The 14,206-nt window shown below is 61.1% G+C and carries 14 protein-coding genes; all 14 read left to right on the forward strand.

Features of this window, described 5'->3' with window-relative positions:
- Positions 1–119 precede the first annotated feature (119 nt).
- Positions 120–968, forward strand: coding sequence for a flagellin domain-containing protein (locus tag ACK59H_RS06595; RefSeq protein ID WP_060476932.1), 849 nt, complete (start codon positions 120–122; stop codon positions 966–968).
- Positions 969–1,038: 70 nt separating this feature from the next.
- Positions 1,039–1,401, forward strand: coding sequence for a flagellar protein FlaG (locus ACK59H_RS06600; RefSeq protein WP_060476931.1), 363 nt, complete (start codon positions 1,039–1,041; stop codon positions 1,399–1,401).
- A 78-nt stretch (positions 1,402–1,479) separates the two neighbouring features.
- Entirely contained in the window at positions 1,480–2,898 is a 1,419-nt protein-coding gene (fliD, locus tag ACK59H_RS06605) for a flagellar filament capping protein FliD (RefSeq protein WP_060476930.1), read from the forward strand.
- 133 nt (positions 2,899–3,031) lie between these two features.
- Positions 3,032–3,424 (forward strand): flagellar export chaperone FliS, encoded by a 393-nt coding sequence (gene fliS / locus ACK59H_RS06610; RefSeq protein ID WP_060476929.1) that lies wholly within the window; start codon positions 3,032–3,034, stop codon positions 3,422–3,424.
- A 14-nt stretch (positions 3,425–3,438) separates the two neighbouring features.
- Positions 3,439–3,735 carry a hypothetical protein gene (locus tag ACK59H_RS06615; protein WP_060476928.1) on the forward strand — a complete coding sequence of 99 codons (297 nt, stop codon included), beginning with the start codon at positions 3,439–3,441 and terminating at the stop codon, positions 3,733–3,735.
- Between the two features lie 167 nt (positions 3,736–3,902).
- Positions 3,903–5,378, forward strand: coding sequence for a transcriptional regulator FleQ (gene fleQ, locus ACK59H_RS06620; RefSeq protein ID WP_060476927.1), 1,476 nt, complete (start codon positions 3,903–3,905; stop codon positions 5,376–5,378).
- 210 nt (positions 5,379–5,588) lie between these two features.
- A complete protein-coding gene (locus ACK59H_RS06625) occupies positions 5,589–6,806 on the forward strand; it encodes an ATP-binding protein (RefSeq protein ID WP_060476926.1) in 1,218 nt (405 codons plus the stop codon).
- Positions 6,806–8,182 carry a sigma-54-dependent transcriptional regulator gene (locus ACK59H_RS06630; RefSeq protein ID WP_409264329.1) on the forward strand — a complete coding sequence of 459 codons (1,377 nt, stop codon included), beginning with the start codon at positions 6,806–6,808 and terminating at the stop codon, positions 8,180–8,182. The genes ACK59H_RS06625 and ACK59H_RS06630 overlap by 1 nt, the downstream gene beginning before the upstream one ends.
- Positions 8,183–8,288: 106 nt before the next feature.
- Positions 8,289–8,621: a flagellar hook-basal body complex protein FliE gene (gene fliE, locus ACK59H_RS06635; RefSeq protein WP_060476924.1), complete on the forward strand. Its 333-nt coding sequence runs from the start codon at positions 8,289–8,291 to the stop codon at positions 8,619–8,621.
- A 15-nt stretch (positions 8,622–8,636) separates the two neighbouring features.
- Positions 8,637–10,412, forward strand: coding sequence for a flagellar basal-body MS-ring/collar protein FliF (gene fliF, locus ACK59H_RS06640; RefSeq protein ID WP_060476923.1), 1,776 nt, complete (start codon positions 8,637–8,639; stop codon positions 10,410–10,412).
- Positions 10,405–11,424 carry a flagellar motor switch protein FliG gene (gene fliG / locus ACK59H_RS06645; protein ID WP_027921181.1) on the forward strand — a complete coding sequence of 340 codons (1,020 nt, stop codon included), beginning with the start codon at positions 10,405–10,407 and terminating at the stop codon, positions 11,422–11,424. Before fliF ends, fliG begins: the two co-directional genes overlap by 8 nt.
- A gap of 160 nt (positions 11,425–11,584) precedes the next feature.
- The gene (gene fliH, locus ACK59H_RS06650; protein ID WP_397467905.1) at positions 11,585–12,343 is read left to right on the forward strand and encodes a flagellar assembly protein FliH; all 759 of its coding nucleotides are present in this window, start codon (positions 11,585–11,587) and stop codon (positions 12,341–12,343) included.
- Entirely contained in the window at positions 12,333–13,691 is a 1,359-nt protein-coding gene (fliI, locus tag ACK59H_RS06655) for a flagellar protein export ATPase FliI (RefSeq protein ID WP_060476920.1), read from the forward strand. The genes fliH and fliI overlap by 11 nt, the downstream gene beginning before the upstream one ends.
- 6 nt (positions 13,692–13,697) lie before the next feature.
- Positions 13,698–14,150, forward strand: a complete 453-nt coding sequence (fliJ, locus tag ACK59H_RS06660; RefSeq protein ID WP_060476919.1) for a flagellar export protein FliJ — start codon at positions 13,698–13,700, stop codon at positions 14,148–14,150.
- Positions 14,151–14,206: the final 56 nt, after the last annotated feature.

Here is a 14,206-nt window from a genome sequence, read left to right on the forward strand (position 1 = left end):
AAAAATCTCCTAAAGCAACCCGCCCTGACGACGATAACAATTACGAAGGTTCTCTGTGCCACACCCGGCGATTTGCCAAGGCCGGAAGCCGTAGTACCCAATCCAACGAGGAATTCGTCATGGCTTTGACTGTTAACACCAACACTACCTCCCTGGGCGTTCAGAAGAACCTGAACCGTGCTTCCGATGCGCTGGCCACTTCGATGACCCGTCTGTCCTCCGGCCTGAAAATCAACAGCGCCAAAGACGACGCCGCTGGCCTGCAGATCGCTACCCGCATGACCTCGCAGATCCGTGGTCAGACCATGGCAATCAAAAACGCCAACGACGGTATCTCCATCGCCCAGACCGCTGAAGGCGCGATGCAAGAGCAGACCAACATTCTGCAGCGTATGCGTGAACTGGCTGTTCAGTCGCGTAACGACTCCAACAGCACCGATGACCGTATCGCCCTGGACAAAGAGTTCCAGTCGATGGCTTCGGAACTGACCCGTATCGCCAACAGCACCCAGCTCAACGGCAAGAACCTGCTGGACGGTTCGGCTTCGACCATGACCTTCCAGGTTGGCTCGAACACCGGCAGCTCGAACCAGATCACCATCGACCTGAACCAGAAGTTCGACGCCTCCTCGCTGGGCATCGGCTCGGGCATCAACATTCAAGGTTCGAGCAGCACCCTCTCGGAAACCAACTACAGCGCCGCCATCGCCGCTATCGACACCGCTCTGCAGACCATCAACACCAACCGTGCTGACCTGGGTGCCGTTCAGAACCGTCTGACCAGCACCATCAACAACCTGCAGAACATCAACGAGAACGCCGAAGCCGCTCGTGGCCGTGTACAGGACACCGACTTCGCCGCTGAAACCGCTCAGATGACCAAGCAGCAGACCCTGCAGCAGGCATCCACTTCGGTTCTGGCCCAGGCCAACCAGCTGCCATCCGCTGTACTGAAGCTGCTTCAGTAATCGCCGATGGTGACCGGCGGGGGAGTGCTTGATCGGCGCTTCCCCGCCTTTGCATTGCGAGGTGGTAGAGATGGACATGAGCGTCAAGCTGAATTTGTCTTATCCGGCCGCAAAACCGGCCGAGCAGGCCGTCGATAAGCCGGTTAACCGGCCGTCGGAAGAAGCTCAGCCTGCAGCCACTGGCGAAAAGGCTAAGCAGGACGCGCAAGATGCCGATAAGGTCAAAAGCGCGGTAGCGGAAATCGAGAAATTTCTCAAAGCTACCCAACGCAACCTTGAGTTTTCCATGGATGAGGAATCCGGCCAGATTGTGGTCAAGGTCATTGCTACAGACAGTGGTAAGCTGATTCGCCAGTTGCCTTCGGAAGAAGCGCTGCGAATTGCTCACAGTTTGAGTGATGTCAACAGTGTTCTGTTCGACGCCAAAGTATGATGGGCGGCGAACATCAATGAAGTGATACATGCTGGCGCTGCAGGAGTGGCGCCGGCCCGTTGAAAGAGGGATTACGGCATGGCAAGCGCACTCACCCCAACAACCGGCCTGGGCTCTGGTCTCAACATCACCGAGATCGTGAACGCGCTGGTCAAGGCTGATACATCCGCCAAGCAAACCCAGATCACCCGGCAAACCAGCAACAACACCGCGTTGATCTCGGGGATCGGTTCTTTGCGCAGTGCTCTGACGGCGTTCCAGGACGCCATGAAGAAGCTCAACGACAAGGATGCTCCCTCCTTCAACGCCTATTCTGCGAAGTCAGCGAACGAAGCCGTGGTCAAGATCACGTCGAGTAACTCGGCGGTGGCGGGAAACTACGACGTAATCGTGGACAAGCTGGCGACCGGTTCGAAGGTTGCAAGCCAACAGTTCGCAGGTGGGGCAAGCAGCTCCATCAGTGCTGGTAAGTTGACCATCAGCCAAGGTGGAAAAACCTACGATCTCGATGTTGCCAGCGGTGCAACGTTGCAGAGCGTGCGTGATCAGATCAACAAGGAAATGAGCGCAAACGGCATTACCGCCAACATCGTCAACGAACAAGGCGGTTCGCGCCTTGTGCTCAGCTCCACCACCACCGGCGCCGGTTCCGATATTTCCCTGAGCGGTATTGCTGAGCTGGAAATCGATGGTACTTCGCAGATGTCTGGCACTGGCGCGGGGTACATCACTGCCCTGGCCCAGGATGCCGAACTGACCATCGATGGCTTGAAGGTCACCAGTGCGACCAATACCGTCGACAAGGCCATCAGCGGCCTGACGCTGCAGTTGACTGGCGTCAGCGCCAGGACCGGCAGCGGCAGTACGGGTTCGCCCACCGCGGTGACCGTTGCGGCGGACAACGACGGCCTGAAAAAGTCGATTCAGAGCTTCGTCGATGCTTACAACACAATGCAGAAGGCGATCACTTCGCTGACTTCCACCAGTCGTGACAGTGATGACAACCTGGTTCTTGGCCCACTCACCAATGACCCAACCACCCGCTCTCTGCTGGGCGATGTGCGCAAAGTCCTGAGCGAAGTCGGTGCCGGCGATAGCCTGACGACGCTGAGTCAGTTGGGCATCAATACCCAGAAAGACGGCACGTTGGAGTTCAATAGCATCAAGTTCACCTCTGCGATGGACGACAAGAAGCTCGGCGCAGAAGTGCAGAACCTGTTCACCGGCACCAATGGCATTTTCGAGCGCATGAACAATGCCATCGATCCGTACAACAAGACCGATGGCAGCCTTGCGACGCGCAAGTCCAACCTGGACAAGGCGGCCAAGCAGCTTTCTGATCAGCAGGAGGCGCTTGATCGCCGGACAGAGTCGCTGACAGCGTCGCTGACCAAGCAGTATGTCGCGCTGGACACTGCCCTTGGCAAAATGAAAGCCCAGGCCGACCAAATCACCTCGATCTTCGAAGCGATCAACGCTCAAGCTAAAAAGTCCTGATTAACTGAGCCTGCCAAAAGCCCGGCGGCATCCCTGGATGCGCCGGGCTTTTGCGTAGGGTCGCTAAAGTTTTTTGACGTCCAGGCGATACACAAGTTACAAGCAACCCATTTCGCTGCAACGAGGTAGATCCATGAACCCGATGTTGGCCCTTCGGCAGTATCAGAAAGTCAACGGCGTGGCGCAGACATCCGAAGCCAGCCCGCACCGCCTGGTGCAGATGCTCATGCAAGGCGGCCTTGATCGTATGGCCCAGGCCAAAGGCGCAATTGCCCGCAAGGATGTCGCCCAGAAAGGCATCCTGATCGGCAAAGCCATCGACATCATCGGTGGCCTGCGCGAAGGCCTGGACCTGGAAAACCACGCCGACAGCCTGGCCGAGCTGGACAGCCTGTACACCTACATGAGCCGTCGCTTGATCGAGGCCAACGCCAAGAGCGACCCCGAAATCATCGATGAAGTGGCGCGCTTGCTGATCACAGTCAAGGAAGGTTGGGACGCCATCGCCGACCAGTCGGCTTCCTGAGCCAGGAGCATGAGATGAGCGAAGTAATCGAGCGAATCGAACAGACCCGTCAGCTGCTACTTACCGCGTTGCACAAGCGTGACTGGAGTGCAGTGGGCGAGCTGGATCTGGAATGCCGCCTGCGCATCAATGATGTGCTCGATGAAGCGGTCGGCCAGGAAGCCGATGTGCGCGACAGCCTGGAGCAACTGTTGGTCGTCTACCGGCAATTGATTGACGTTGCAAGTGGGGAGCGTCAATCAATAGTCGACGAGATGATGCAAATCCGTCAGGCGAAAAATGCCGCCAAGGTATACCATCTGTTCACGTGACCACAGATGTGCAAAAAGCCGTGCGCCATTAATTTGACTGCACGGGTTTTTTTGACTTTACTAGTGGCTGTTTTCGAATTTCAGACGTCCGAACACTGACCATTCAGTCGGAGATGTCGAGCATGCCCCTCATAGGGCGCCGATATGACTAGGGAAGTTGCTATTGCATGTGGCGTGAAACCAAGATTCTCCTGATCGATGACGACAGCGCCCGCCGCCGCGATCTGGCGGTGGTCCTGAACTTTCTCGGCGAAGAAAATCTTCCGTGCTCCAGCCAGGATTGGCAGCAGGTCGTGGGCGACCTGTCTTCGAGCCGCGAAGTGCTATGCGTGCTGATCGGTACTGTCAGTGCTCCGGGCAGTGTGCTTGGGCTCCTTAAGACAGTGGCTGGGTGGGATGAGTTCCTTCCGGTTTTGCTGATCGGTGAAAATTCTTCTGCGGAGTTTCCGGAAGAACTGCGCCGCCGGGTACTTTCCAACCTCGAGATGCCGCCGAGCTACAGCCAGCTGCTCGACTCGCTGCACCGTGCCCAGGTCTATCGCGAGATGTACGACCAGGCCCGCGAGCGCGGACGCCAGCGTGAGCCGAACCTGTTCCGTAGCCTGGTCGGCACCAGCCGTGCCATCCAGCATGTGCGCCAGATGATGCAGCAGGTCGCCGATACCGATGCCAGCGTGCTGATCCTTGGCGAGTCCGGTACCGGCAAGGAAGTGGTGGCGCGCAACCTGCACTACCATTCCAAACGCCGCGAAGCACCGTTCGTGCCGGTCAACTGCGGCGCGATCCCGGCCGAGTTGCTGGAGAGCGAGCTGTTCGGTCACGAGAAGGGCGCGTTCACGGGTGCCATCACCAGCCGTGCCGGGCGTTTCGAACTGGCCAACGGCGGCACGCTGTTCCTCGACGAAATTGGCGACATGCCATTGCCTATGCAGGTCAAGTTGCTGAGGGTGCTGCAGGAGCGCACCTTCGAGCGAGTGGGCAGCAACAAGACCCAAAGCATCGATGTGCGGATCATTGCCGCGACTCACAAGAACCTCGAAACCATGATCGAGGATGGCACTTTCCGCGAAGACCTGTACTACCGGCTCAATGTCTTCCCGATCGAGATGGCACCACTGCGCGAGCGAGTGGAAGACATTCCGCTGTTGATGAACGAGCTGATTTCGCGCATGGAGCACGAGAAGCGCGGTTCGATCCGCTTCAACTCGGCCTCGATCATGTCGCTCTGCCGCCACGGCTGGCCGGGGAACGTCCGCGAGCTGGCCAACCTGGTAGAGCGCATGGCCATCATGCACCCGTACGGGGTTATCGGGGTATCGGAGTTGCCGAAGAAATTCCGTTATGTCGATGACGAGGACGAGCAACTGGTCGATAGCCTGCGCAGCGATCTGGAGGAGCGGGTGGCGATCAATGGCCATACGCCGAATTTCAGCAATCATGCGATGTTGCCGCCTGAGGGGCTGGATCTGAAGGACTACCTTGGCAGCCTGGAACAGGGGCTTATCCAGCAGGCTTTGGACGATGCCAATGGCATCGTTGCGCGCGCGGCCGAACGGTTGCGGATTCGTCGGACCACTTTGGTCGAGAAAATGCGTAAGTACGGGATGAGCCGACAGGGTGGTGAGGATCAGGCGGAAGAGTGATTGAGCCTTTGGGGTGTATGCCTTGAGGTTGATGTTGGGGCGTAGATCGAGCGCCGCCCGCGCGGCGCTCGATCTACGCCACACCACAGTCCTCGAACGATTCACCCTCGCACGATTCACCCCCGAACATTCCCCCATCCCCGGCACGGCTATTGCTACATCACTGGCATCACACCGTTTTTATGACGGTCAGCCACGCGAGAGAGCACGATGCCCCAGGCCGCCCACTTTTCCCGAGCCCCCGATCAGCAGTCGAGTACCCCGGTCGAGCAGGAGAGTCGACAAGGCCTTGAGCAGGCATTTGCCCTGTTCAATCAGGTATCCAGCCAGCTCAACCAGTCTTACGGCATGCTCGAAGCCCGGGTCAGTGAGCTCAAAGGCGAGTTGGCGGTGGTCGGTGCGCAGCGCATAGCCGAACTGAACGAAAAAGAGCGCCTGGCCAACCGCCTGCAAAATCTGCTCGACCTGCTGCCAGGTGGGGTGATCGTGATCGATGACCAAGGCAGGGTGCGAGAGGCCAACCCGGCGGCCTGCCAAATGCTCGGTGAGCCTGTGGTCGGCCAGTTGTGGCGCCAGGTGATTGCGCGCAGCTTCGCCCCGCGCAAGGACGATGGCCACGAGGTTTCGCTGCGCGATGGCCGCCGCCTGTCTATCGCCACCCGCTCGCTGGACGCCGAGCCGGGCCAACTGGTGTTGCTCAACGACCTCACTGAAACCCGCCGCCTGCAAGACCAACTGGCCCGGCACGAGCGCCTGTCTTCCTTGGGGCGTATGGTTGCTTCGCTGGCGCACCAGATTCGCACGCCGCTGTCGGCGGCCATGCTCTATGCCAGCCACCTGGCCGATGGCGAGCGCGAGCTCGCGCCAGAAACCCGCCAGCGCTTTGCTGGCAGCCTCAAGGAGCGGCTGCACGAATTGGAGCACCAGGTGCGCGACATGCTGGTGTTTGCCCGTGGTGAACTGCCACTGGGCGATCGGTTGACCCCCAAGGCTCTGTTCCAGGCCCTGCAGCAGGCGGCTCAGCCTCATGTGCAAGGGCATGCCGTGCGCTGGCAGTGCGATAGCCACCTGGGGGAGTTGCTGTGCAACCGCGACACCCTGGTGGGCGCTTTGCTCAATCTGATCGAAAACGCACTACAAGCCAGTGACAATCCGGCCCGGCTCAAGGTGCACCTGTTCCGCCGCGAGCGCACCTTGCATTTGAGCATCAGCGATGCCGGCAGTGGCATCGATGCCGAGCTGCTGGGGCGCTTGGGCGAGCCATTCCTGACCACCAAGGCCACCGGCACCGGGCTTGGGCTGGCGGTGGTCAAGGCCGTTGTGCGTGCCCATCAAGGTACATTGCAACTGCGCTCCAAGGTTGGGCGTGGCACCTGTGTGAAGGTTGAACTGCCGTTGATCGACGGGCAGGCAACGGAGGTTATGTAATGGCGATCAAGGTGCTGCTGGTCGAGGATGACCGCGTATTGCGCCAGGCCCTGGGCGATACCCTGGAAATCGGTGGCTTCGCATTCGATGCAGTGGGCAGCGCCGAGCAGGCGCTGGAGGCGGTGGCTGGTGAGGTTTACAGCCTAGTGGTCAGTGACGTGAACATGCCGGGTATGGACGGCCATCAGTTGCTGGTGCAGCTGCGCCGTCATCACCCTCAATTGCCAGTGTTGCTGATGACCGCCCACGCCGCAGTGGAGCGGGCTGTGGAGGCCATGCGCCAAGGGGCCGTGGATTATCTGGTCAAGCCGTTCGAGCCTCAGGCCTTGCTGAGCCTGGTCGAACGCCACGCCGCCGGGCGTTTGACGGTGGCCGACGATGAGGGGCCGGTAGCGTGCGAACCCGCCAGCCTGCAGCTGTTGGAGCTGGCAGCACGGGTAGCTCGCAGCGATTCGACCGTGCTGATATGTGGTGAGTCAGGTACCGGCAAGGAAGTGCTTGCGCGTTACATCCATCAGCAGTCGCCACGTGCAGCGCAGCCATTCGTGGCGATAAACTGCGCGGCCATTCCGGACAACATGCTCGAGGCCACGCTGTTTGGTCACGAGAAAGGCGCCTTCACCGGGGCAATCGCGGCCCAGGCTGGCAAGTTCGAACAGGCCGAAGGCGGTACCTTGCTGCTCGACGAGATCTCCGAAATGCCCCTTGGCTTGCAGGCCAAACTGTTACGTGTGCTGCAGGAGCGCGAAGTGGAACGGGTAGGGGGGCGCAAGCCCATCGCGCTGAACATCCGCGTTTTGGCTACCAGCAACCGGGATATGGCGAGCGAAGTGGCAGCAGGGCGTTTTCGCGAGGACCTTTACTACCGGCTTTCGGTGTTCCCACTGGCCTGGCAGCCGCTGCGCGAGCGCCGTGGCGATATTCTGCCGTTGGCAGAGCGCTTGCTGGCGCGGCACGCTGCGAAGATGCAGCATGCGCCAGTACGCTTGTCTGCCCAGGCGCGTGATTGCCTGCTGGCGCACACGTGGCCGGGTAATGTGCGAGAACTGGACAACGCGCTGCAGAGGGCGTTGATTCTGCAGCAGGGAGGCCTCATTGAGGCGGCGGATTTTTGTCTGGCGGGCGCCATTCCATTGTCGGCGCTGGGCCAAGCTGCTGCACCGCCACTGCCTGCTGAAGGGCTTGTCGAGTCCGCAGGCCTGGGCGACGACATGCGTCGCCATGAGTTTCAGAAAATCATCGATACCCTGCGCGCCGAGCGTGGGCGGCGCAAGGAGGCAGCCGAAAAACTGGGCATCAGCCCGCGTACCCTGCGCTACAAGCTCGCGCAGATGCGTGAAGCCGGGCTCGATGTGGAGGCCAGCCTGTTCGGCTGAAACATTCATTTAAGAGTTGGCGCTGCGGGCTGGCACACGTGTTGCTAGTTCAGGGCTATCCGCCGCATGACTGTCAAAAAAATGCGGCCGCCGGAGAGAGAAGTTCATGAGCCAAGGTGTTGAATTCAACCGTCTGATGCTGGACATGCGGGCCATGCAGGCCGATGCCATGTCGCTGCCTAAAGCCACCGCCGCCGCCGAGCTGGCGCCTGGCCAGAGCACCTTTGCCGATATGCTCGGCCAGGCCATTGGCAAGGTCAATCAGACCCAGCAGGCATCGAACCAGCTGGCCAACGCCTTCGAAATCGGCAAGAGCGGCGTGGACCTCACTGACGTGATGATCGCCTCGCAGAAGGCCAGCGTGTCCATGCAGGCCTTGACCCAGGTGCGCAACAAGCTGGTTCAGGCGTACCAAGACATCATGCAGATGCCGGTTTGAGGGCGGAAGTAAGTCATGGCTGATGCAGTCGTCGATAACGCACCTGCCAAGAGCGGCGCGTCTGGTTCCAAACCGCCACTGTTGAACATGGCGTTTCTGGAAAACATCTCGCAGATGCCCATGCTGCGTCAGGTCGGCCTGCTGGTAGGCTTGGCGGCGAGCGTGGCGATCGGCTTTGCCGTGGTGCTCTGGTCGCAGCAGCCTGACTATCGGCCGCTGTATGGCAGCCTGGCCGGCATGGATACCAAACAGGTCATGGATACCCTGGCCTCTGCAGATATTCCCTACCGTGTCGAGCCCAACTCCGGTGCTTTGCTGGTCAAGGCCGACGACCTCTCCCGTGCGCGCCTGAAGCTGGCAGCGGCAGGCGTGGCGCCGAGCGATGGCAATGTCGGCTTCGAGTTGCTCGACAAAGAACAAGGCCTGGGCACCAGCCAATTCATGGAGGCCACCCGCTATCGCCGCAGCTTGGAAGGCGAGTTGGCGCGTACCGTTTCGAGCCTGAACAATGTGAAGGCCGCGCGCGTGCACCTGGCCATCCCAAAGAGTTCGGTTTTCGTGCGCGACGAGCGCAAGCCCAGCGCTTCTGTGCTGGTAGAGCTTTACCCTGGCCGTTCGCTGGAAGCAGGCCAGGTCATGGCCATCGTCAACCTGGTCGCCACCAGCGTACCTGAGTTGGACAAATCGCAAGTCACGGTGGTTGACCAGCGTGGCAACCTGTTGTCCGAGCAGTTGCAGGACACAGCCCTGACCATGGCTGGCAAGCAATACGATTACAGCCGCCGCATGGAAGGTATGCTCACCCAGCGTGTGCACAACATCCTGCAACCGGTGCTGGGCAATGACCGCTACAAGGCCGAGGTGTCGGCCGACCTGGACTTCAGCGCAGTCGAGTCCACCTCCGAGCAGTTCAACCCCGACCAGCCGGCGCTGCGCAGCGAGCAGGCGGTCAACGAGCAGCGCGCCAGCAGTCAGGGCCCGCAGGGTGTACCAGGTGCGCTGAGCAATCAGCCGCCAGGCCCTGCTTCCGCGCCGCAGACCACCGGCGCTGCAGCAGGCGCGGCCGGGGCCATCCAGCCTGGTCAGCCGCTGGTCGATGCCAACGGTCAGCAGATCATGGACCCGGCCACCGGGCAGCCAATGCTGGCGCCGTACCCTTCCGACAAGCGCGAGCAGACCACCAAGAACTTCGAACTCGATCGCTCGATCAGCCACACGCGTCAACAGCAGGGTCGCCTGACTCGGCTGTCGGTAGCAGTAGTGGTCGATGACCAGGTCAAAGTCGATGCCAATGGGCAAACCACCCGCGCCCCATGGGGTGCCGAAGACTTGGCGCGCTTCACCCGCCTGGTGCAGGACGCGGTAGGCTTCGACGCCAGCCGTGGTGACAGCGTGACGGTAATGAACGTGCCCTTCGCCGCCGACCGTGGTGAAGAGATCGCCGATATCGCGTTCTATCAGCAGCCGTGGTTCTGGGACATCGTCAAGCAAGTGCTCGGCGTGCTGTTCATCCTGGTGCTGGTGTTCGGCGTGCTGCGTCCGGTGCTCAACAACATCACAGGTGGCGGCAAGCAAGCTGCTGCGGACAACGACATGGAACTGGGCGGGATGATCGGTCTGGATGGCGAGTTGGCCAACGACCGTGTCAGCCTTGGTGGCCCGTCAAGCATTCTGTTGCCGAGCCCCAGCGAGGGCTACGAAGCACAGCTCAACGCAATCAAAGGCCTGGTGGCCGAAGACCCAGGCCGCGTGGCCCAGGTCGTGAAAGAGTGGATCAACGCCGATGAGTGACAATCGAGCCATTACCGCCAAGCTGAGCCGTGTCGACAAAGCCGCGATCCTGCTGCTGTCGCTCGGTGAAACCGATGCTGCGCAAGTGCTGCGGCACATGGGCCCCAAAGAAGTGCAACGGGTCGGTGTGGCCATGGCGCAAATGGGCAATGTGCACCGAGAGCAGGTCGAGCAGGTGATGAGCGAGTTCGTCGAAATCGTCGGCGACCAGACCAGCCTGGGCGTGGGCTCCGATGGCTATATCCGCAAGATGCTCAATCAGGCGCTTGGCGAGGACAAGGCCAATGGCCTGATCGATCGCATCCTGCTTGGTGGCAATACCAGTGGCCTGGACAGCCTCAAGTGGATGGAGCCGCGGGCCGTGGCCGACGTGATCCGCTACGAGCACCCGCAGATTCAGGCCATCGTGGTCGCATACCTGGACCCCGACCAGGCAGGTGAAGTGCTGAGCAACTTCGACCACAAAGTGCGCCTGGACATCATCCTGCGTGTCTCTTCGCTCAATACCGTGCAGCCTGCGGCCCTGAAGGAGCTGAACCAGATCCTCGAGAAGCAGTTCTCGGGCAACTCCAATGCCGCGCGCACCACCTTGGGTGGTATCAAGCGTGCCGCCGATATCATGAACTTCCTCGACAGCTCCGTGGAAGGCGCGCTGATGGATTCGATCCGCGAGATCGACAACGACCTGTCGGAGCAGATCGAAGACTTGATGTTCGTCTTCAACAACCTGGCCGACGTGGACGACCGTGGTATTCAGGCGCTGCTGCGTGAAGTATCGTCCGACGTGCTGGTGGTGTCGCTCAAAGGCGCGGACGAGCGGGTCAAGGACAAGATCTTCAAGAACATGTCCAAGCGTGCCTCGGAGCTTCTGCGCGACGACCTCGAAGCCAAGGGCCCGGTGCGGGTCAGCGATGTGGAGACGGCGCAGAAGGAAATCCTCACCATCGCCCGTCGCATGGCCGAGGCCGGCGAGATCGTGCTCGGTGGCAAAGGTGCCGAGGAAATGATTTAAGGCCACCGCTTGCTCCCCACTGGCTGCCCGTTGTGGGAGCGGGTTCACCCGCCAAGCCTCGGTGCGGGATATCGCGATTGTCGCTGCCGACGCATTGGCTGATGCACCCGCGCTGACAAGCGTTGGCCTCGGCTGAACAGGGTTTTGAGAACAACACAGCATGCCCAGCAAAGAATCCCACCCTAGCGATCTGATCCGCGCCCGCGACCTAGAGGGCGTGGACGTCTGGGCGCTGCCCAGCTTCGACCCGCAGCCTGAGCCTGAACCTGAGCCGCAAGTGCTCGAGGAAGAAGTCGAGGAAGTGCCGCTTGAGGAAGTCCAGCCACTGACCCTGGAAGAGCTCGAAGCAATCCGCCAGGAAGCCTACAACGAGGGCTTCGCCACCGGGGAGCGCGAGGGCTTTCACAGCACCCAGCTGAAAGTGCGCCAGGAAGCCGAAGAAGCGCTCAGCGCCAAGCTGGCGAGCCTGGAGCAGTTGATGCAGCACCTGATGGAGCCGATCGCCGAACAGGACACGCAGATCGAACGCAGCCTGGTACACCTGGTCGCGCACATGGCGCGCCAGGTCATCGGCCGCGAACTGCGCAGCGACTCAAGCCAAATCACCCGTGTGCTGCGTGAAGCGCTGAAGCTGCTGCCGATGGGCGCCGACAATATTCGCATTCACCTCAACCCACAGGATTTCGAGCAAGCGCTGGCCCTGCGCGAGCGTCATGAGGAGCGCTGGAAGCTGCTTGAGGACGAAGCCTTGTTGCCCGGCGGTTGCCGGATCGAAACGCTGCACAGCCGCATCGATGCGACCATGGAAACACGTATCGAGAAGGCCGTGGCGCAGCTGTTCGATCAGTTGCACGATCAGGCGCTGCACCCGGCGGCTGCGGACCTTTCGGTTGAGTTGGACAGCAACGATGCGCCTTGACCGCACCAGCTTCGCCAAGCGCCTGGGCGGCTACGCCGACGCGATCACGCTGCCGGTGCAGCCGGTGGTCGAAGGCCGCCTGCTGCGCATGGTCGGCCTGACCCTTGAAGCCGAAGGCTTGCGTGCGGCGGTGGGTGGGCGCTGCCTGGTCATCAACGACGACAGCTACCACCCGGTGCAGGTCGAGGCCGAGGTGATGGGCTTTGCTGGCAACAAGGTATTCCTCATGCCGGTGGGCAGCATTGCCGGTATCGCGCCAGGGGCGCGGGTGGTACCACTGGACGACAGTGGTCGTTTGCCCATGGGCATGAGCATGCTTGGCCGCGTGCTCGACGGCGCCGGGCGCGCCCTCGATGGCAAGGGTGGCATGCGCGCAGAAGACTGGGTGCCGATGGATGGGCCGATCATCAACCCGCTCAACCGTGACCCAATCAGTCAGCCGCTGGATGTAGGCATTCGCAGTATCAATGGCCTGCTGACCGTCGGCCGTGGCCAGCGCCTGGGCCTGTTCGCCGGTACCGGTGTGGGCAAATCGGTGTTGCTGGGCATGATGACTCGCTTCACCGAGGCGGACATCATCGTGGTCGGGCTGATCGGCGAACGGGGCCGGGAAGTCAAAGAGTTCATCGAGCACATCCTCGGCGAGGAAGGGCTCAAGCGGTCGGTGGTAGTCGCCTCGCCCGCTGACGACGCACCGCTGATGCGTCTGCGTGCAGCCATGTACTGCACCCGGATTGCCGAGTATTTCCGTGATAAAGGCAAGAACGTCTTGCTGCTGATGGACTCATTGACCCGTTTCGCCCAAGCTCAGCGCGAAATCGCGTTGGCTATCGGCGAGCCCCCGGCTACCCGTGGCTACCCTCCATCGGTGTTCGCCAAACTGCCCAAACTGGTGGAGCGCGCCGGTAATGGTGAGCCCGGTGGCGGGTCGATCACCGCGTTCTACACCGTGCTTTCCGAGGGGGATGACCAGCAGGACCCTATTGCCGACTCGGCTCGGGGTGTGCTCGACGGTCACTTTGTGTTGTCCCGGCGGCTGGCCGAGGAAGGCCATTATCCGGCAATCGACATCGAAGCCTCGATCAGCCGGGTCATGCCCCAGGTGGTGGATGCCGACCACCTGCGCCAGGCGCAGAAGTTCAAGCAGCTGTGGTCACGGCTATCGCAAAGCCGCGACCTGATCAGCGTGGGTGCCTACGTCGCCGGTGGCGATCCGGAAACCGACCTGGCAATTGCTTTGCAGCCTCGGCTGGTCGACTTCCTGCGCCAGGGGCTGGATGAAAATGTCGTCATGCAGCAAAGCCGCAGCGAGCTGGCGGCGATCTTTACGCCTCCGGCCAAGGGCTGATGAGCCATGAGCCTGCCCGGACGCGCTGCCCGCCTGGCCCCTGTGGTCGACATGGCCGAGGAGGCCGAACGCAAAGCCGCTCAGCGCGTGGGGCACTTCCAGCAGCAGGTGGTACAGGCCCAGGCCAAACTGGCTGAGCTGGAGTCGTTCCGCGAAGGGTATCAAGCGCAGTGGATCAACCGCGGCGGGCAGGGTGTGAACGGTAGCTGGCTGCTCAACTACCAGCGCTTCCTGGCCCAGCTGGAAACTGCCATGACCCAGCAGCGCCAGAGCCTGATCTGGCACGAAAACAATCTCAAAAACGCCCGAGGCACCTGGCAGCAGGCCTATGCTCGGGTCGAGGGCCTGCGCAAGCTGGTGCAGCGCTACATGGACGAGGCTCGCCGCGCCGAAGACAAGCGTGAGCAGCGGTTGCTGGATGAGTTGTCGCAGCGGTTGCCCAGGCAAGGTCATTTGTAGCCTGGGCTGCGCGTAGCGCTATTAGCGATGTGCCGGCCTCCTCGCGGCTTAAGCCT

Source organism: Pseudomonas sp. KCJK9000, from assembly GCF_046230725.1.
GTDB classification, from domain to species: domain Bacteria; phylum Pseudomonadota; class Gammaproteobacteria; order Pseudomonadales; family Pseudomonadaceae; genus Aquipseudomonas; species Aquipseudomonas promysalinigenes.

What these genes read in the sequence shown, in the direction of transcription:
- fliJ (WP_060476919.1), top strand. Translation starts at nt 13,698, where the DNA reads ATGAGCCTGCCCGGACGCGCTGCCCGCCTGGCCCCTGTGGTCGACATG.
- fliD (WP_060476930.1), top strand. Translation starts at nt 1,480, where the DNA reads ATGGCAAGCGCACTCACCCCAACAACCGGCCTGGGCTCTGGTCTCAAC.
- fliS (WP_060476929.1), top strand. Translation starts at nt 3,032, where the DNA reads ATGAACCCGATGTTGGCCCTTCGGCAGTATCAGAAAGTCAACGGCGTG.
- fliE (WP_060476924.1), top strand. Translation starts at nt 8,289, where the DNA reads ATGAGCCAAGGTGTTGAATTCAACCGTCTGATGCTGGACATGCGGGCC.
- ACK59H_RS06595 (WP_060476932.1), top strand. Translation starts at nt 120, where the DNA reads ATGGCTTTGACTGTTAACACCAACACTACCTCCCTGGGCGTTCAGAAG.
- fleQ (WP_060476927.1), top strand. Translation starts at nt 3,903, where the DNA reads ATGTGGCGTGAAACCAAGATTCTCCTGATCGATGACGACAGCGCCCGC.
- fliI (WP_060476920.1), top strand. Translation starts at nt 12,333, where the DNA reads ATGCGCCTTGACCGCACCAGCTTCGCCAAGCGCCTGGGCGGCTACGCC.
- ACK59H_RS06600 (WP_060476931.1), top strand. Translation starts at nt 1,039, where the DNA reads ATGGACATGAGCGTCAAGCTGAATTTGTCTTATCCGGCCGCAAAACCG.
- ACK59H_RS06625 (WP_060476926.1), top strand. Translation starts at nt 5,589, where the DNA reads ATGCCCCAGGCCGCCCACTTTTCCCGAGCCCCCGATCAGCAGTCGAGT.
- ACK59H_RS06630 (WP_409264329.1), top strand. Translation starts at nt 6,806, where the DNA reads ATGGCGATCAAGGTGCTGCTGGTCGAGGATGACCGCGTATTGCGCCAG.
- fliF (WP_060476923.1), top strand. Translation starts at nt 8,637, where the DNA reads ATGGCTGATGCAGTCGTCGATAACGCACCTGCCAAGAGCGGCGCGTCT.
- fliH (WP_397467905.1), top strand. Translation starts at nt 11,585, where the DNA reads ATGCCCAGCAAAGAATCCCACCCTAGCGATCTGATCCGCGCCCGCGAC.
- fliG (WP_027921181.1), top strand. Translation starts at nt 10,405, where the DNA reads ATGAGTGACAATCGAGCCATTACCGCCAAGCTGAGCCGTGTCGACAAA.
- ACK59H_RS06615 (WP_060476928.1), top strand. Translation starts at nt 3,439, where the DNA reads ATGAGCGAAGTAATCGAGCGAATCGAACAGACCCGTCAGCTGCTACTT.